Origin of the sequence: Bacillus sp. FJAT-27251, assembly GCF_001273925.1 — a bacterium.
Classification (GTDB): domain Bacteria; phylum Bacillota; class Bacilli; order Bacillales; family Cytobacillaceae; genus Mesobacillus_B.
Genome location: NZ_LIGG01000001.1, coordinates 3,175,888 through 3,193,871, shown reverse-complemented (window position 1 = coordinate 3,193,871; position 17,984 = coordinate 3,175,888). Strand labels below are relative to the sequence as shown.

Annotated in this window: 17 protein-coding genes; 5 read left to right on the top strand and 12 right to left on the bottom strand. The window is 46.7% G+C overall.

Going from position 1 to position 17,984, the window contains the following annotated elements:
• Positions 1–59: 59 nt before the first annotated feature.
• The 8 genes from ADU22_RS25235 to ADU22_RS14770 form a co-directional block, all read right to left on the bottom strand.
• A complete protein-coding gene (locus ADU22_RS25235) occupies positions 60–962 on the bottom strand; it encodes a SagB family peptide dehydrogenase (protein WP_231687963.1) in 903 nt (300 codons plus the stop codon).
• Positions 877–1,230, bottom strand: coding sequence for a hypothetical protein (locus ADU22_RS25230; protein ID WP_231687990.1), 354 nt, complete (start codon positions 1,228–1,230; stop codon positions 877–879). Before ADU22_RS25230 ends, ADU22_RS25235 begins: the two co-directional genes overlap by 86 nt.
• Before the next feature lie 20 nt (positions 1,231–1,250).
• Entirely contained in the window at positions 1,251–3,191 is a 1,941-nt protein-coding gene (locus tag ADU22_RS14795) for a TOMM precursor leader peptide-binding protein (RefSeq protein ID WP_197280063.1), read from the bottom strand.
• Positions 3,188–5,065, bottom strand: a complete 1,878-nt coding sequence (locus ADU22_RS14790; RefSeq protein ID WP_053362852.1) for a putative thiazole-containing bacteriocin maturation protein — start codon at positions 5,063–5,065, stop codon at positions 3,188–3,190. Before ADU22_RS14790 ends, ADU22_RS14795 begins: the two co-directional genes overlap by 4 nt.
• 204 nt (positions 5,066–5,269) lie before the next feature.
• Positions 5,270–5,596: a heterocycloanthracin/sonorensin family bacteriocin gene (locus tag ADU22_RS24315; RefSeq protein ID WP_082253018.1), complete on the bottom strand. Its 327-nt coding sequence runs from the start codon at positions 5,594–5,596 to the stop codon at positions 5,270–5,272.
• Positions 5,597–5,861: 265 nt separating this feature from the next.
• Positions 5,862–6,215, bottom strand: coding sequence for a hypothetical protein (locus ADU22_RS14780; RefSeq protein WP_053362850.1), 354 nt, complete (start codon positions 6,213–6,215; stop codon positions 5,862–5,864).
• 261 nt (positions 6,216–6,476) lie between these two features.
• Positions 6,477–7,286 carry an alpha/beta hydrolase gene (locus tag ADU22_RS14775; RefSeq protein ID WP_053362849.1) on the bottom strand — a complete coding sequence of 270 codons (810 nt, stop codon included), beginning with the start codon at positions 7,284–7,286 and terminating at the stop codon, positions 6,477–6,479.
• Positions 7,287–7,505: 219 nt separating this feature from the next.
• Positions 7,506–8,114 carry an acetate uptake transporter gene (locus ADU22_RS14770; RefSeq protein ID WP_053362848.1) on the bottom strand — a complete coding sequence of 203 codons (609 nt, stop codon included), beginning with the start codon at positions 8,112–8,114 and terminating at the stop codon, positions 7,506–7,508.
• A 199-nt stretch (positions 8,115–8,313) separates the two neighbouring features.
• Between ADU22_RS14770 and ADU22_RS24685 the strand changes: the two genes are divergently transcribed.
• The gene (locus ADU22_RS24685; RefSeq protein WP_156324360.1) at positions 8,314–8,466 is read left to right on the top strand and encodes a hypothetical protein; all 153 of its coding nucleotides are present in this window, start codon (positions 8,314–8,316) and stop codon (positions 8,464–8,466) included.
• Positions 8,467–8,620: 154 nt separating this feature from the next.
• Here the strand turns inward: ADU22_RS24685 and ADU22_RS14765 are convergent, their stop codons facing one another.
• Together ADU22_RS14765 and ADU22_RS14760 are read right to left on the bottom strand one after the other, a co-directional pair.
• Positions 8,621–10,054: an aldehyde dehydrogenase family protein gene (locus ADU22_RS14765; protein WP_053362847.1), complete on the bottom strand. Its 1,434-nt coding sequence runs from the start codon at positions 10,052–10,054 to the stop codon at positions 8,621–8,623.
• A gap of 19 nt (positions 10,055–10,073) precedes the next feature.
• Positions 10,074–11,711, bottom strand: coding sequence for an acetolactate synthase large subunit (locus ADU22_RS14760; RefSeq protein ID WP_231687962.1), 1,638 nt, complete (start codon positions 11,709–11,711; stop codon positions 10,074–10,076).
• A gap of 542 nt (positions 11,712–12,253) precedes the next feature.
• Here ADU22_RS14760 and ADU22_RS14755 point away from each other — a divergent pair.
• The gene (locus ADU22_RS14755; protein ID WP_053362846.1) at positions 12,254–13,042 is read left to right on the top strand and encodes an HAD hydrolase family protein; all 789 of its coding nucleotides are present in this window, start codon (positions 12,254–12,256) and stop codon (positions 13,040–13,042) included.
• A 60-nt stretch (positions 13,043–13,102) separates the two neighbouring features.
• Complete coding sequence (locus ADU22_RS14750) at positions 13,103–13,297, top strand: IDEAL domain-containing protein (protein ID WP_053362845.1); 195 nt, start codon at positions 13,103–13,105, stop codon at positions 13,295–13,297.
• 88 nt (positions 13,298–13,385) lie between these two features.
• Here the strand turns inward: ADU22_RS14750 and ADU22_RS14745 are convergent, their stop codons facing one another.
• Positions 13,386–13,928 carry a general stress protein gene (locus ADU22_RS14745; protein ID WP_082252874.1) on the bottom strand — a complete coding sequence of 181 codons (543 nt, stop codon included), beginning with the start codon at positions 13,926–13,928 and terminating at the stop codon, positions 13,386–13,388.
• A 227-nt stretch (positions 13,929–14,155) separates the two neighbouring features.
• On the opposite strand from ADU22_RS14745, the gene ADU22_RS14740 reads away from it, so the two are divergent.
• Both ADU22_RS14740 and opuFB read left to right on the top strand, forming a co-directional pair.
• Positions 14,156–15,115: an ABC transporter ATP-binding protein gene (locus ADU22_RS14740; protein ID WP_053362843.1), complete on the top strand. Its 960-nt coding sequence runs from the start codon at positions 14,156–14,158 to the stop codon at positions 15,113–15,115.
• On the top strand, positions 15,108–16,625 hold the full coding sequence (gene opuFB, locus ADU22_RS14735; RefSeq protein ID WP_053362842.1) for an osmoprotectant update ABC transporter permease/substrate-binding subunit OpuFB: 1,518 nt from the start codon (positions 15,108–15,110) through the stop codon (positions 16,623–16,625). The genes ADU22_RS14740 and opuFB overlap by 8 nt, the downstream gene beginning before the upstream one ends.
• A 117-nt stretch (positions 16,626–16,742) precedes the next feature.
• On the opposite strand, the gene ADU22_RS14730 is transcribed toward opuFB, so the two are convergent.
• Entirely contained in the window at positions 16,743–17,723 is a 981-nt protein-coding gene (locus tag ADU22_RS14730; protein ID WP_053362841.1) for an NAD(P)H-dependent flavin oxidoreductase, read from the bottom strand.
• Positions 17,724–17,984 lie beyond the last annotated feature (261 nt).

Genomic DNA, 17,984 nt, shown 5'->3' with positions numbered 1-17,984 from the left:
CGGCAATCTCCCAGATTGACCTCCTCTAGTGAATGTCCAGCCTCATTATAAGCATATGTTCAATCTTGAAGTCCCTCGACATTTACAAAACAGCCAAAAATGGATAGACGTGTTCCACTATTTTCATGGAGATCATCCAGGTCATTGCGGTAATGATACATAGCCTTAGCGTGCTGAAGAAGTTCGGCCAGCTCAGCTAACGTCATTTTTCCCAAAACAAAATCTTTGTCAGGTGAGAAACGCTTTTGGAAAAGGGAAACCAAATCATAAGAATGCTGATCTGTGCGCGGCAGAGCAACCGACTGGCTTCCGGCATTTTTAATTTCCCTCACCGCCATTTTTCTAAAATATCTCGATGACTCTAACATCGATGCTTCATTCATCTTTGTGAGCATGGGAAACGGCTTGATTCTTTGTGATTTTGTAAAATGACTGGTTTGAATTTCTGGCAGGTCCCTGCATAAAGCGGCGGCAGATAAATCCGCGTCTCCAGCACATGACCAGTTTGTGGGTTCTACACTAAGCGGAATCACCGCATAGACACTCTCTTCTTTTTCATCAAGTCCGAGAAGATGGTTGACCGCTCGGTCCAGGTATTGAAAATAGACACCCGAAGAGAAGCCGAACACCTTGGAAACCTCCAGCAGCTGTCCAATCAGTACACCGGCATCCAAGCCTTGCAAGCGGTAAGAAAAATTATTGTATTTATAAAAATTCTTCCAGAACATGGAGGAAACAAAAACGGTGCCGAAACAGGCTGACAGATTACAGCGCCCGCCCAGTGCCCGGAATAGATAGGAGTCATACTGTCCCTCCCGCAATAACACCAGGCAATGGCGGGCCGCATCATAATGGTAGACCCCGGAGGGAAGGCCCTCAATCTTCAATAATACATATAATTCGCTGGGATAAAGCCCTCCCCCCCGAGGGAACGAACCGGCGGAAACTCTGGTGAAGTTCAGGTCCTTCTTCTGTTGGAACCGCCGACTGTGAAATTTCCGCCAGGCCGTAAACAAGCCATAGAAAATGACTGATTTTCCTCATTGTGGGCTCTGCAGGCGAATCCTTCTCTTCAAGGGTAAGCGGAGTGTCGTGACATAATGGAAAAGAAGGCAAGCCCCGATAAAGTTTATAGGGCAGCGGAGCATCTTCCCAATCCACTTCCCATCCGGGCGGGCTTGCCTTGTCAGTATCAAAATGAAGAAAATGCAGGAAAGTCTCTAACTCCATTTCCCTGCCCCCTTTTCTGATTATGGAAATGGATGTGGATGACAGTTAAGCTGTTCCATTGTCAAAGGCTGCTTTGTATACCCTAGTTTCATCGGAACCTCCAGCACTCTCTCCAACCCTGTCACTCTTGTCAAATGATGGCCGAATGTCATCGGCAGCATCCCTGGAATCAGCACTTTTACGCAATGCAATCCATTCACTTTCAGTTCTGGGGACGTCTGGTCGACCACAATTACATCCAGGCCGCAAAGCTTGATCCTCTCAAGCACTGCTTGAAGATCATCCCTCAAATCTTCGTGTGCAGGTTGCCATCTAAACTCCTCATCAAAAGTGCGCCATGGCCGGTCCTTGTTCAACAAAAATGCCAGCCGTTCCTCTGCCTGCGGCAAACCATAAAGCAGGCTATGGTCATCCATTTTCCGCACCAGGCTGGCATCCTGGTACATCCTTAAACAATCCTCCCTGCTGTTCTCGAATTTTTCATCAAGGGTCAGCATCATGGCCGCCATCTCGTGAATGGTGCTTTTCACTGCTCTTACTGGATCCAAATGGGCTCCCGCCGCACAAATGAGATTCATTCCATTTAGTTTTTTATTTTTTGCCAAAGCCCAGACGGCGGGAATGCCATGCTCCATCGTCGCATTGTAAAAATGGAGTTCATATCCCCCTACCGCCTCTACACGCTGAATCATTAAGTTCAGTTCTTCATCATTGGCCGAATAAGGATCCAGGCGAGGAAGAGGGAGCTGGGCATACCAGGTAAGCAGGAACGAATCACGCTCCACCGCTTCCATGATCCCGTAAAAAATTGCTTCCTCCAAACTGCCTCCCAAAGCACAGCCATTGGACGTTTCATACACAAATCCATTGCCGCAGCCCAAACTGTAGTACGCCAGGAGTTCAGGAACCAAAATCGGCCGTTCTTCCACTAGCGAATAGCCCCATACCCAATTCATTGGCCTGTCAGGTTCAAACTCTTTAAATGGAAATCCGGGGCTTTCATATTGTTCCTTGGCATGCACTCCGGCAGCGGGAGGGTGAAAAGCCTGATCTTTGAGATTATTATAGCTGTCATGGACCACTGTCCTTTTTCCATGAGGAGATATTCCGCAGGCCCGTTCCAGCCCCTCGAGAATCGCCGTCAGTTCACTGGATGCATAGGAATGGGTCCGTCCAGCGACTCCCTCGTCACCGGCGAATAAAGGCAGGTTCACGCCGACATCTGCAAATGGCGGAACAAGATCATATACCTTTTCATTAAAAAGACCCGTACGGGAATCCAAATAATCTTTTATCAGCACATTTTTAAGGTCTTCCATGGAACGGCAGCGGTAGCTTCCCGGGATTTTGGGACTGGATTTTAATGAAATCACAGCAGCTTCGGGGGAATCGTCAGGCAAGGAACTGCAAACATGGCATAATGGATCAGGTAAGATGGAATGCCAAGAGCCATTAAGGTTTTTAAGGTTAAGCAAAAACATGCGGCCCTGTGACAGAGCTTCCTTTCCTTGAAGAATCTTTTTTACCTCGCTCAAAATTACCTGGACCAGCTGTGAAATTGCTGTGCGGGATGCCCACGCGTCAGATTCCTTCCTCTCCTCCTCTGAAAACATATGTTGGATTCTCCACATTTCTTGCCGGTCCCGTCCGGCCATAAGTTTTCTGGTGTCTCCGCACTGGGAGCAACCTTGAGTCCCAATTCGAACGAGCGGTCCGACCACCCCTTCACCAAAGGAAATAAACCCCCGCAGCCAAGGAATCCGGGTACCTCGCATAATTTCTTCGGCCTTTAGATGGTGTGCAGGGTTCCAGGCATCATGCAGGACGAGGACAAGAGCTGCCTGTTCAGGGATATGCGCTTCCACTTCAGGATAAGAAAACACTGTGCACTGGGCCGACAGAACTTTTTTTGCCATAGCCGCCAGCCTGCCTTCGCCAATGACCACTATTTTTGGCTTCACAAAATCCCCTCCTCTCCAAACAGCACTCCATAAATTTTCACTATCTCTTTTTTCAAAACAGGCCCCATATCGACTTCAAGGAGTGAAAGGTGCTTTCCAATTTGCGCAAATCGTTCGATCGCGGCTTGAAGGAGTTCCTCTTCTGATGGAAGTGGGGGAATCATCAGGCTTATTGGCTCCCTTTGTTCATCAAGCTGCACAAGCACGCCTGCCTTTTCGTTCGACAACGCTGCTTTCAGCGCATTTTGAAGGGCCAGTGCTGGGTGTAATCCTATGCCAGGATGCCAGCGGTTTTTCCTGCGCACAAATACGACAGGGAATCCAGCCACTTCCTTACCGAGGGCAATTTCTGGCGTACCATGCATGGTAGACAATGCTTGCAGATAAAACCTGCACGTATCGTCTTCCACCTCGGCGAGTTGTGTCCTTGAAGCTGCATTTCCATGATTCCGCAATTGTCCATCCAGTTCTGCTTCCAGGCATTTTTTCAGGCTACGGCATACGGCTTCCTGTATGTTCTCTCCTGCTCCAATGACAACTGCTTCATTATCGGATGGATACAGCAAATCCAGCAGCCGCTCCACATATATTTCGATTCCTGTTAATCCTGCTTCCTTTCGGGCATTTTCATGGGTCAATTCTGCGCATACTTTGCTGGGCATCAGCTTCGCCGGCCCTTCCGAGAGCGGGTCTGTGACTTGGACCCGGCACTGCGAAAGCGGAAGCTGCTCTAGTTCTTCTTCGCCCAGGACATGGTAAACTCCACATTCCGAGGATGCCAGCTGGCTTAAGTACAGAATCAGCCCTCCCGGCTCATTGCGTCCGGGGCTTTTCTTCAGCTCCTCTTCCAAATTTTTTACCAATTGGACTTGGGGGCTATGTGCCACAAGCGGATGCGGCAGGAAAAAATGCCATTTTCCCTCGAGTGTTTCGGGATTCAGCAGGTAAAATTGGGGAACCATTTCTGCTTCTTGAGCCCGCCCGAGATGCTTGAATAACTCAAATACCATAATATTTGCCAGCAGCGCTTCAGCATTGGCAGAATTATGGAAAACGGCACTCTCCGGAAAAACGGTTTCGTGAAGGCTCCGCCAGGCGGATTCCCAGCATCCATCGGAGTCTGGATGGACCAGCGGCCCGGCGAGGCCCATCTGTTTATAAAAAAAAGCCGGCATGAACAGCTTTTTCTCTGCCCTGCATGCACTATGGAGCGAACGCAATTCCTCGAGATCCCCTTGCTGGGACACATATAAAATGCAATCAAACTCCTTTATTATTTCTCCCCAGGAATGCTCCTTTAACGTTAGCTCCTCGACTGAAGCTTCCGGGTCGGCATTGCGCGCATGGTTCACCAGTTCCTGTATTCGATCTCTTTTTGTCGGCAGTGCGGGTGTTATGAGCATATTGAACCTGGGCAGTCCAGACTGAAGCATAGCGGAAACCAGCGAAACGAACATAGGACCGGAACCGATGGCAAGCACCTTGGTTTGCCGGTAACACTGAAAACGGAAAGCTGGAGAGTCACCAAAGCTCTCCAAAAACTCAAGCTGCGATTCATACAATTTGACAATGTGCTCGCTTAACTGATGCGGGCTGTCACTGCTAAGGTCCCTGACAAACCCGTTAGCATGCAATACTCCGGCAATTTCATATACACGGTTCTTATATGGGCCAGACAGTCCCTTGGTTAAATATTCCAGTGTATGCTTACCATTGAACATCGGCATCAGCCTGGTAACCCACTGGTCGATTCCTTTTCCTTTCATATGGAACGAGCTTCTGTTATTGCGAAAATAAACACCCTGGTTTGGGTCAGGAAGGAAGATAGTATCTCTTTTGACTTTCAGACGCATCGTAGGCTTTAAATTATTCATGCTGCACCTCTTTATTTCGCTTTGGATAGCAGAAAAAAAACTTAGTCAGCCGGAAGAAATCCTCTTTGACTGCCTTTCTTGTTTCAGTCCATTCGTGTTCCAGTTCACTATCATCCTATGTACGCCAATTTGTCTCTTATGTCTCCGAAGCAAACAGAAAAACCTCTGCAGATTTGCAGAGGTCCCTCCTTTATTCTTACGGGTTTAGCGTCCTCCGCAGCGGCCTCCGCCACAACGGCCACCCCCGCAGCGGCCGCCGCAGCCGCCGCAGCCTCCGCAACGTCCTCCACAGCCTCCGCAACGTCCTCCGCAGCCTCCGCAACGTCCTCCGCAGCTGAAACAGCTGTAACAAGTAGAGCAGCTAGAGCAGCTGTAACAGCTATAACAGCTGTAACAGTTGTAACATGAGAAAATTAATCCAAGCTGCCTCTGCTGATCATCATAATATTCGGCGTAATCCCAGGGAACCGCATTGGTCGCCTGGAAATCACCAAGGCTTAAGTTCTGTAGCTCATCATGAAAATTGTTCATCCACCATACCTCCGTCTCTGTAATACAAAGGGCTTGACTAAAGAAATCAGGGAGTTGCAGATCAGATAACTGAACCTGATTGCTCTCTTCCACAAAGTATGAAATCTGCTTGGGTGTTGTTACTGGTTCTAATCCCCTTTCAAGCATCGGGCCACGGCCAAACAAAAAAGACTCACCCTGCTAAATAAAGTCAGGCTAAGTCTTTTGTTTCGCAATCCATTGGCTATAGCAATCAGGAGTGCAGGACCAGGAGTGAAATGGCTGGCTACTCCATCTGTTTAAACCCGTCCTGCAAAATCTGGAGCATCCCCTTGCTTGCCGCCGTAAGCAGTTTGTCTTTTGGAACAGACCGCTTTTCTTCCTTCCTTGATTCAATGCCGTTCCGGTAAACATACTTTCTGCGAAGGATTCCCTTTTTTTGGTTGTAATAAAGGACAAACCTTTTCAGATTGGATTTAAGGTCGGTATTTTTCCAGGTGATATAAAAAGCAGGCTGGTCCTGCCATTCTTCAACAGAAATCATGGAATAAAGCAGGCTTAACTGCAAAATGTTAAATTCATTGCTAAAAACTTTTACCTCCGTTTCCAAAGTTATTTTAGGCGTATCAATCGCCGGCAAGTATTCTTCAGCTGCGCCAAACTGCTTTAGCTCTTCAAGTAGTTGATTATAGGTCGTGATTTAAATCCTCTCCCCGCTTACAGCATGATCCTGCCGCTATTTGGTTGTTAGGTATTATAATATGGGATGATAGGTGTAGTTTTTACCTTTTACCCTTTGATTATAGCAGAACTGTTTTCCTCGTAAAAAAAATAAATGAAAATGATAAAAAGCGCATGGTTTCCATTTACCATGCGCTTTGTGCAAACAATAACAGCTGCTCTAAAGACCATTGACCCATCGGCCCGCCATCTCAATCCAGCTGGCTACTTCAGGCTGGACGCTCCGGTCATTATTCTTGCCTCGCGTTTCTTCTGTTCCCAGGGCCAGGCCATGAGCCCCCCGAGGATAAATGTGCATTTCAAGTGAAATCTTCTGCTTCAAAAGAGCATTTGCGAACAAAAAGCTGTTTTCAACAGGAACGGGTTCGTCGGTAAACGTGTGCCATAGAAAGGTTGGGGGCGTATCTTTGGATACCTGCTTTTCGAGCGAGACCTTTTCAAGGAGCTGCAGATCCTCCTTTCCGACAAGCGCGTCAAACGATCCCCTGTGGGCATGCTCGCCTGAAGTGATAACCGGATAGCTTAGCAAAAGGCCATTGGGTTTGATGACATCGGCTGGTACTCCAAGTTTTTCTGATAGAAACCCTTCATTCCAGAATACTCCCAGACTTGCTGCCAGATGGCCGCCTGCGGAAAAGCCGGCCGCGATGATTTTTTTATTATCCACATTCCATTTTTCCGCATTTTCCCGCACCAGCGCGACCGCTGAAGCAAGTTCCATTAACGAAGTTGGAAATACAGCCGGTGCGGTGCTGTATCGCAATACACAGGCATGGATACCCATGGCATTCAGCTTGATGGCAATCGGTTCTGCTTCCCTGTCCGAGGTGAATTCATAGCCGCCTCCAGGACAGATGATGACCGCTGGACGTTTGCGTTCACTGTCCATTTGCGGAGAATTGGACAAAAAATAAGTATAAAGCTTGGCCTGGGAATTATCTGTGGTAATATCGATTACTTCGTGAATCATAGCTTCTCCTCGCCTTCTAATGTATATCCTATCCATTGTATTCGCTTGATGCACTATTTACCTTTAGAATAGCAGCATGGCACAAAATCAGCCACTAAGAGAAACACAAACCCGGCAAGTCCCTTCACCTCTTTAAAGCAAAAAACGGTGCCTGACCCCCAGCGCTTTAAAGCGCTGGGGGTCAGGCACCGTTACTCTTTCTGCTTACTTTATTTTCTTTTAAATGCCAAAAGGTTTCCCGATGGGCAGGACAATTCTTCTGAAATGGGTGTTGAGCACAATGGCTGCTGAGCCATAGAAGGATAAGAGGGCAATGCCCAGCTCTGCCACGGCTGCCATCATATGTGTGGCTTCGTAAAAAATATCGAATGAACTTAGGGCCAGGCCAATGAACAGGAAGTCAATCAGGACAAAAATAAGAAACAACACTTTATGTGTTTCCATTGCCCCAATCGTCATAAACAGGCTGAAAATCAGGTAACCGATAAAGGCAAAACCCAGCTGCTTTGGATCCGCGTCAGCGGCAAGCTTCTCTCCGAATGCTCCGAGCTGAATCAGCCATGACATTCCAACTCCGAACCAAAAAAGCCCGAACGCTCCAAAGGCGGTTGTTCCAAAGATATTGTTATGCTTGGCATCGAGTACGGACGCATAAAGCTGGGCAATTCCGCCCAGGAAAAACGCCCATGGCAAAATGAAAGAAACGCCGTCTGTCAGGCCCAATTTCTGTGATGATGCAACCAATGTGACCATCGCGAGGCCAAACAAACCTAGTGCGGATGGATCTGCTGTAGTAATTTTCACTTGTGTAGAATTCTTAGTCTCCATGTTTTCCTCCTAAACGACATACCTATGTACTTTAAAGGATAAAAGAACCAGTGTCAACAAACCCGTTAAAAGTCCAAAAACATACAATTATTTGAACAGGATAAATTAGTTTACATAATATAATTATGGTTAAATATTTTAGAAAAGAGATATAAAAAAACMCCCGCCATGCATATATATCTCCCAAGGAGGGATTTATATGTTTGGGCTTTGGGCAACTATAACAGGCTTTTCCATTCTCTTCTTTGCAATGGTTTACTTCTTTTTACTGACGATAAAAGGGGCGGTCGACAGCGAGGATGCGTACCGGGTTGATCCTCAGCCGGAAAAAGAGCCTGATGATTGCGCTTAGACACAACTACTATTACATTTCCACCAACAGCCCCGCAACAAGAGATCAGGCCAGAAACTGAGTACCCTGCGAAAAATTAGAAAGGCTGCCCAATATGGCAGCCTTTTTACGATAAATCTCAAAAGTATTTTCCTTTTAAAGGATGCAACCAATTTCACCCTTGAAACTTTAGACCGACAAACTTCATTTCCGTCATTTCTTCAATGGCATATTTGACGCCTTCCCTGCCAATTCCACTCTGTTTGACTCCTCCATATGGGTAGTTATCCTGCCTATAGGTGGCCGATTCATTGATCCAGATACCTCCTGACTGCAATGCGTCCGCTACCCGGAACGCCCGGTCAATATCCTTGGTAAAGAGTCCAGCCTGAAGACCGAAAATGGAATCATTGGCGTTTTCCACCGCTTCTTCCTCCTGTTCGAACGGCATTACCGATACAAGCGGAGCGAAGGCTTCATCTCTAACAACCTTCATGTCCTTGTTCACATTGGTTATGATGGCAGGAGACAGGATCGTCCCGCTGAGGTCACCGCCGGTTTCGATGGTAGCCCCCTGCTGCCTCGCTTCTTCGATCCAGTCTTTGGCCCTTTTCGCGGCATCCTCGTCAATCATTGGGCCAATGTCGGTATCTTCCTCCCGGGGGTCTCCAATTTTAAGTTTGTTTGCTGCTTCAATATATTTCTTCAGGAAAGTATCATAAATCGTTTCCTGTACATAGATTCTCTGAGTCGATACACAGACCTGTCCGGAATAGGCAAAAGCTCCTGTTATCAGGCTGTCTACTGCCTGGTCAAGGTCCGCATCTTCAAAAACAAGATTAGGAGAATTGGAGCCAAGCTCCATGGTCACCTTTTTGAGCCCAGCGCCATTACGAATGATTTTTCCGACCGCCAGACTGCCCGTAAATGTAATTTTCGGAACATCCTCATGCTTGACGAGGGCATCTCCTGCGGTTTCTCCTTTTCCAAGCACAAGATTTAGAACGCCATCCGGAAGGCCCGCTTCCTGAAAAAGCTTTACCAACATGTAGGCGGACAAGGGAGTTTTCTCGGCTGGTTTATAAATTACAGTATTTCCTGCTGCAATGGCAGGGGCAATTTTATGAAGCGATAAATTTAACGGAAAATTAAACGGCGTGATGGCTCCAACCACCCCAACAGGTACCCTCTTGACAAAACCCATTCTGTTTACTCCGCGCAGAGCCGCATCCATTGGCAAAACTTCTCCCGTCATATGCTTCGATAATTCACTTGAAAAATGGAGAATTTGAATGGAACGCTGAATTTCGGCCCGGCTATGCTTGATTGGCTTGCCAGCTTCTGCGACAATGACTTCTGCAAACTCCTCCGCTTTTTCTTCAAGGATTCTGGCCGCTTTTAAAAGAATTTCGCCTCTTTCATGGGCAGGCATCTTTTTCATCGTTGTTTCGAAGGTCTCCAGGCTGTTCCCGATGGCTTCATCCATATCTTTTCTGTCTGAAAGGGCCATTTCGGCTACAGTCTCGCCGTTATAAGGATTTTGAACCAGCATCATTTCCCTTTGATCTTCAATTCTTTCCTCACCATTAATAATGGAACCGATTCTCATGGTTCTTCCTCCTTTCGTTTTAACAGAGCAGTTTCCCAAGTCTTTCGGTCAGTTTTGTGTTTTCACTATAGTCTACTGGACAGTCAATCAGGACAGGCTTGTTCAAGTCAATTGCTTCCTGTAAAGCGTCTTTTAATTGTCCACCTTCCCTTATGCCCATTGCTTCAAATCCGTAAGATTTGGCCAGCTGGATAAAATCGGGATTCCCGAATTTGACATTCGATGAACGGTTGAACTCATTCAGCTGCTTCCATTCAATCAGTCCGTATCCTTCATCTCTCCATAAAAGGATGACGATTGGAAGCTTTAATCTCACAGCCGTTTCGAGGTCGGCACTCGACATTTGAAACGCTCCATCTCCACAAACGGCAACAACATTTCTTTCTGGGTGGACCATCTTGGCAGCTATCGCCCCCGGTACCGCAATGCCCATCGAAGCGAGTCCGTTTGAAATCAGGCAAGTATTCGGTTCATACGCATGGTACATTCTAGCCATCCACATTTTATGGGCGCCAACATCGGAGATAACGATGTCCTCTTCCCCCATTACGGACCGTAAGTCGGAAATGATTTTCTGCGGTTTTACAGGGAAGCTTTCATCCTCGGAAAAAGCTTCCGATTCCTGAAGTGCCTGTTCTCTTACATGGCTAACCCAGTCATTATTCCGCTTGGCGGCAGACATGACACTTTCCAATTGCTTCAGGTTTTCCGCCATGTCGCCAATAACACTGTGTTCGACGGGATAATGGGCATCCGTTTCTGCTTCCCTGGTATCTATGTGCAAAACAGGAGTACGGCCGCTTGGATTCCAGTTTTTCGGAGGATATTCCGCCATGTCAAATCCCACCGCAATAATAAGGTCGCCTTCCTCGAATCCACAGTTGATATAATCTTTGCCGCTTAACCCTGCCGTAAGCAGACTTAAGTCATTTTTCCACGAAATAGCGCCTTTGCCCATAAAGGTATGAACGACAGGAATGTCTACCTTTTGAACAAGCTCACGGAGGCTTCCTTCTGCATGCCCCCTTTCCACTCCCATGCCTGCAAGGATGAGGGGGTGTTTAGCCTTTTCAATCATTTTTGCTGCTTCCTTGATGACCCGCTCGCTTGCCTCGATGTTAGTCGGCTTCCTGACCTCAATTGGTGTTGCGTCCACATCCTGCGCTGCAATATCCTCGGGAAGATCGATATGAGCAGCACCCGGCTTTTCTCCTTTGGCCACTTCAAACGCTTTCCGTACCACCTCGGGAATGATTTCCGCTTTTTTCACTTGTGTATTCCATTTTGTGACCGGCTCGTAGACCGAAACGAGGTCATAGTATTGGTGAGAAATTTTATGCTGGCGGTCCAAACCAGCCTGTCCGGTGATTGCGACAATCGGACTGTGATCCATATTGGCATTGGCCACTCCTGTTAACAGGTTTGTTGCCCCAGGCCCAAGCGTCGCTAAGCACACACCTGGTTTCCCTGTCAGCCGGCCATAGGTTCCTGCCATAAAGGCAGCATTAGCCTCATGCCTGGTAACAATAAACTCAATTTCAGAGTCAAGAAGGGCATCCATAATATCAAGATTTTCCTCCCCTGGAACCCCAAAAATATACTCTACCCCTTCCTGTTCAAGACATTTGATCAATAGTTGAGCTGCTTTCACCTTCATCACTCCTTTTCTTGAGTCACTGGTTAAAAACAATTCGTCTTCTTTTGAACTATTCCACTTGGATTCATTTCTAAACGAACTTCTACTCAGGCTATACCGGTTAAACCACTCCCCCGGAAAGAATGCCATGATGGCGCTCCAGCTTCCATTAATCCGAACAGCCCGCTGCATAGGCATCGGGAAATATATTTAATGACCGCATAAGCTACAATATCAAAAACAAAGGCACTTTCCTTTTTCAGGAAAGCGCCATAATTAAAGGGGGGAAAAGGGAGGTAACCTTTTCATAACTTATCTTACCTGCAAAATATGAACAAACTGTTAACAAATGGTGAAATTCTCTTAAATAAACCTTCCATCCCCTATTCCCCAGGATGGAAGGTTTAAAGTCTTGATTTGCTTATCCAAGAGAGGTAGGTCAAGCTTCATTGATGCACTAGTCCTTCCCTCGTTTAAAAACATGCACCCGTAAGAAAATGAATTACACAATATATAAAAGGGGTAAAGATTAATTAAAATACAAAATTAAGAGGAGTTTGATGATGGCTTTTTATATGTTTGATGTGGACGGAGTATTAACGGATGAACTGGCACGGCCTGACGAAGAGGTTCTTCGGTTAATTGAAAAGCTGAATGAACAGGAAGAGCAGCTCGCTTTTATAACCGGCCGCTCGCGCCAATGGCTGGCCGACAATGTTTTTACAAAACTGGATTCCTCCCTGGACTGGTCAGGCCTATATTGTGTCGCAGAACATGGTGCAATTATAGGAAAAGGACCGAACATTGAAACGTGGACGCTTGACCAGGATTTTGTGACCCCTGACAAAGTAAAGGACGAGCTTTATCACATTAGCCAGAACCAGGAGTTTAAGGGCCTGATAGAATGGGACGACACCAAAGAATCGATGGCCACAGTCGAATCGGTCCATGGTGAACCAGGAGATGACGATCACCTAAAAAAAACTAGTGGTGCCTTGAAGAAGTACGCCGAAAAAGTTAGGGAAATTGCCGGAAAGCATGATAAAAAGGTAGTGGTCTCCACCTACGGGGTTGACGTCATCCCGCCGGACCTATCAAAGAAAATTGGCGCAATATGGGTCCTCGGCCAAGCTTCATTTAAACAGCAGCCTGTTTATGTGTTCGGAGACAGCAAAAGCGACTTTGTAATCGCGGAAACAGCGTCGGGTTGCGGCGCAGACGAGGTCACTTTCTTTTGGGTTGGTGAAGGGGATATCCCTGAGAGTGAGTCGAATGAGATACAATCAAAAAATCCCTCTGAAAAATTTGCCGCCGGAACAGAGGAAATTTTAAAGAAATTATTATCAAGTTAAAAAGATTGAAAATTTTAAAAATGATGAGTATAATAGAAAAAAGGTCAAGGAGTGATAGGGATGGATGACAAGACGCTGTATTTGCCGCAGCCCGAGGGAAGCATTGCTGATTCGCTGGTAGCTGAAATGGTGTTAGAAAGAGCCCTGCTTAAGTTCCGTAAAGAGAAAATCCAACTGCAAATCGACCAGGCCTTAATAAAGAAAAATAAAGAGGAATTCCTGAGGCTGACAGAGGAATTGAAAAAGATATCTTAAATGGACTTATATAAAAGCAAAAAAGCCCATTTGCCTGGGCTTTTTTGCTGCTTCTAGACTTCGTAGAACTTAGGCGGTGAATTTAAATTTATCGAGTAGTGTACATTTCTGTATTCAGAGACCGGGATTCCCTGAAAGCGAGTTCCACATCGTGCCTTTGTTCTTCATCGATTTCTGCGAATACAAGAATGTTGCCCTCTTTTACATATCTCTCAAACTCTTTTGCATCATTCTCCGGGATGCCGGCGCCAGTCAATGCCCCTACAATGCCGCCGCCCGCTGCTCCAATTGCTGCTCCGCTAAGAGTTGTAGCCAGTGGTCCTGCAGCAGCAAGAACACCAATCCCAGGAATTGTCAAGAGACCTACCTCTGCAATCAGACCCGCAATGCCACCGAGAACACCGCCCGTTCCAGCACCAATGCCCGCACCTTTACCCGCATTGGCACCCCGGTTGGAATCGTTCCCCAATGTGTCCACATCTGTACGGTTTTCAATATCCTCCACTGCGTCATCATTCTTGGCAAAGACGGAGAGGTTATTTGAATCAAATCCGATTTCTTTTAATCTTTCAATCGCTCGCACAGCTTCTTCGGAATTCTGAAACACTCCGCCCACTATTGTTTTTTCCATCATCTATTCCTCCTCTGTGAATTGATTAATGGCAATTTTAAATCCATATAAAACAGTACCCGAGTGGAAATCGGGTAAACATGTTCCCAGAAGACAGCGGAAAATTGTCAAACAGCAGCCTGAAACTAGAATTTTTTTTAAAAATAAGATAAGGTAAAAATCTCAAGCAAAGACTAAATATCCATTCCTATAAAAGATATGAACAAGAATATTCGGGGAGTGACGCAATGATTACATTCAAGAACGTCTCAAAAAGCTACGAAGATGGAACGACGGCCGTTGATTCAATCTCTTTTGACATCAACAAAGGGGAATTTTTTGTCCTGATCGGCCCAAGCGGCTGTGGCAAAACCACTACATTAAAGATGATGAATCGACTAATCCCGATTTCAGACGGGACAATCCTTATTAATGGGAAAAGAATTTCTGATTACAATATCAACGAACTTCGGTGGAATATCGGCTATGTGCTTCAGCAGATCGCCCTTTTCCCACATATGAGCATTGAAGAGAATATTGCTGTTGTTCCGGAAATGAAAGGCTGGAGCGGAGAAAAAATCAGGGACCGGGTATCAGAACTTCTGGAAATGGTCGGCCTCGACCCTGCCACCTACCGCAGCCGGAAGCCAAGTGAGCTTTCGGGCGGAGAACAGCAGCGAGTTGGCGTTGTCAGGGCACTCGCAGCCGATCCTGACATCATTCTAATGGACGAGCCCTTTAGCGCACTTGATCCAATCAGCCGCGAAAAACTGCAGGATGACATCATCCACCTGCAAAAAAACATTCAGAAAACTATTGTTTTCGTCACGCATGATATGCAGGAAGCCGTCAAGCTGGCGGACCGGATTTGTATAATGAGGGATGGTAAAATTGTCCAGATAGGAACACCTGAGGAAATCATGAACAACCCTGCCAGCGAATTTGTTTATGACTTTATCGGCACTTCAAAAAGGGCTGGCGCCGGCTTTGAGCTAGGGAATTTTATGCAGCCATATAGTGGCCAACAAGATCCCTCTGCTAGCATCGTCCCAGTGACCGCAACATTAGAGGAAGTGGTAAAACAGCTGTCCATCCACGAACAACTGCATGTGGAAAGGGACGGAATCATCATAGGTACAATCAACCGGCAAATGATTGTCCAATATTTTTCACAGCACCTGGAGAAAAGAGGGACCGCTCATGCCTAATATCATGGAAGTTTTTCAAAAACGGCAAGACCAACTATTGCAGGCTTTGTTCGAACATATTCAAATTTCATTTGCGGCTCTCTTGTTTGCAGTGCTGATTGCCATTCCGCTTGGCATTTATTTAACACGAAAAAAGAATATCGCCGAGGGCATCATCGGTGTTACAGCTGTGCTTCAGACCATCCCTTCCCTCGCGCTGCTAGGTCTTTTCATTCCATTATTCGGCATAGGGAAAATCCCGGCAATCATCGCCCTTGTCATCTATGCCCTCCTGCCGATTCTCAGGAATACATATACAGGCATCAAGGAAGTGGACCCGTCATTGATCGAAGCGGCGATGGCGATGGGAATGAATACACGCAGGAGGCTGCTTAAAGTGGAATTGCCGCTGGCTATGCCTGTCATCATGGCCGGCATTCGCACGGCGATGGTGCTGATTGTCGGAACAGCAACCATTGCCGCCCTGATCGGGGCTGGCGGTTTGGGTGATATAATTCTTTTGGGAATTGACCGGAATAATACGTCCCTCATCATCCTCGGAGCAATCCCAGCCGCGCTTTTGGCCATTGCCTTTGACCTCCTGCTGCGAAAAATGGAGAAGCTCAGCTACAGGCAGTCACTGCTGACCATCTCCGCCATTGCTGTCCTCGCGCTGGCCATCACTATCGGCCCAAGCCTGTTCAAAGGTCAGGATGAAACTATCGTGATAGGCGGAAAGCTTGGAACAGAGCCCGAGATCCTAATCAATATGTATAAATTGATGATAGAAGAAGAAACCGATTTGAACGTTGAATTAAAACCCGGTCTGGGAAAAACCTCCTTCCTGTTCAATGCTCTGCAAACAGAAAGCATTGATATTTATCCTGAATTTACAGGTACAGCCATTTCACAATTCTTAAACACAACAGCAGTCAGCAATGACCGGCAGGAAGTCTATGAACAGGCTAAAAATGGCCTGGCAGCACAGTTTGATTTAGTGCTGCTGAGCCCGATGCAGTTTAACAATACGTATGCACTGGCCGTGCCTGCCGCTTTTGCCGAGGAGTTCCGGCTAGAAACCATCTCCGATCTCCACGCGGTGGAAAACCAGATAAAAGCTGGATTTACACTGGAGTTTTCCGACCGGGAAGATGGTTACCTTGGCATCCAGAAACTATATGGCCTTGAATTTCCAAGCTTGGCCACGATGGAGCCTCAGCTGCGCTACACAGCGGTCGAGAAAGGGGAAATCAACCTTATGGACGCCTATTCCACCGACAGCGAAATCAGGCGGTACGATTTAAAAGTACTTGAAGATGACAAGGAGCTTTTCCCTCCCTACCAGGGAGCACCGCTGTTAAGGGCGGAAACCGCCGAAGAATATCCTGAACTCGTTGATGCACTCAACCAGCTGGAAGGAAAAATCACAGATGACCAGATGCGCGAGATGAACTACCAGGTAGCCGTGGAAGGAAGAAGTGCCGAGGAGGTCGCCAGGGAGTATCTAGAGAGCGAAGGATTGGTTGACTAATCTTATGGCCGGTCCTTTTACAGAGCCGGCTTTTATTTAGGGACATAAAATACGGTAAGCATCTATATTGGCCAACTACTCAAAAAATCCGTCCGGGCAGCTGGACGGATTTTTTGCTTATACAGAGGCAAATGCCTGGCTGGTTTTAATCAGATTTTCCCTTGCTTCATTATACTCGGTGCGGAGTTTCTCTACATAATCTGCTGTACTGCTTACTTCTTTAATTGCGCCAATCCCTTGTCCGCTTCCCCAAATATCCTTCCATGCCTTTGCCTTGCCGCCTCCCCCAAAGTTCATGGAGGATGGATCACTTGAAGGAAGAGCATCAGGATCCAGGCCTGCTTTGCGAACGGAAGAAGCGAGGTAATTCCCATGCACTCCTGTGAAAAGATTGCTGTAAACAATGTCATCCGATGTGCTTTCAACAATTGCTTGTTTGTACTCTTCCACTGCTCTTGCTTCGTAGGTCGCAATGAATGGCGAGCCGATATAGCCAAAATCCGCACCCATAGCTTGAGCAGCGAGAACGGCGCTGCCAGTCGCAATCGAACCGGATAAGGCAAGCGGTCCATCGAACCATTGGCGGATTTCCTGAATCAGCGCAAATGGGCTCTTGTCTCCGGCATGGCCGCCTGCACCGGCTGCTACGGCGACAAGCCCGTCCGCTCCCTTTTCAATCGCCTTGTGAGCGAACTTATTGTTGATTACATCATGTAAAACGACAGCACCATAACTGTGCGCAGCGACATTGATTTCCTCCCGTGCGCCAAGGGACGAGATGATAATCGGCACTTTGTACTTGATACACATTTCCATATCGTGTTCGAGACGGTCATTCGATTTATGGACAATTTGGTTGATGGCGAATGGTGCGGCTGGCCGGTCCGGATTTTTGGCATTGTAATCAGCAAGCTCTTCAGTAATCTCTGCAAGCCATTCATCCAGCTGTGAAGCCGGCCTGGCATTCAGGGCTGGCATGGACCCTACGATTCCCGCTTTGCACTGCTCAATGACCAATCTTGGATTACTTATAATAAACATTGGCGCTGCAATAACCGGGATGCTCATCCCCTTTAAAACAGAAGGAACTTTTGACATATGTACGATACTCCCCCATTCATCTTCCAATTGTAAGCGTTGACATATTTTAAACTTACAGCAGTTTCCAGGGACACGTCAAGTCTTTATTCTGAAATTATAAAAAAATGAAATAATTCATTCTGCATACAGGTTTCTGCTGATAAAGAATTATGTTGAAAAAACTCAATTCATGTTTGGAAATTATCAAGATAAAGACGCTCTTTTTATTAGCTGCCAGAATATTCATATAGAAGGATTGCTTTGCAAAAGGAGTGGATT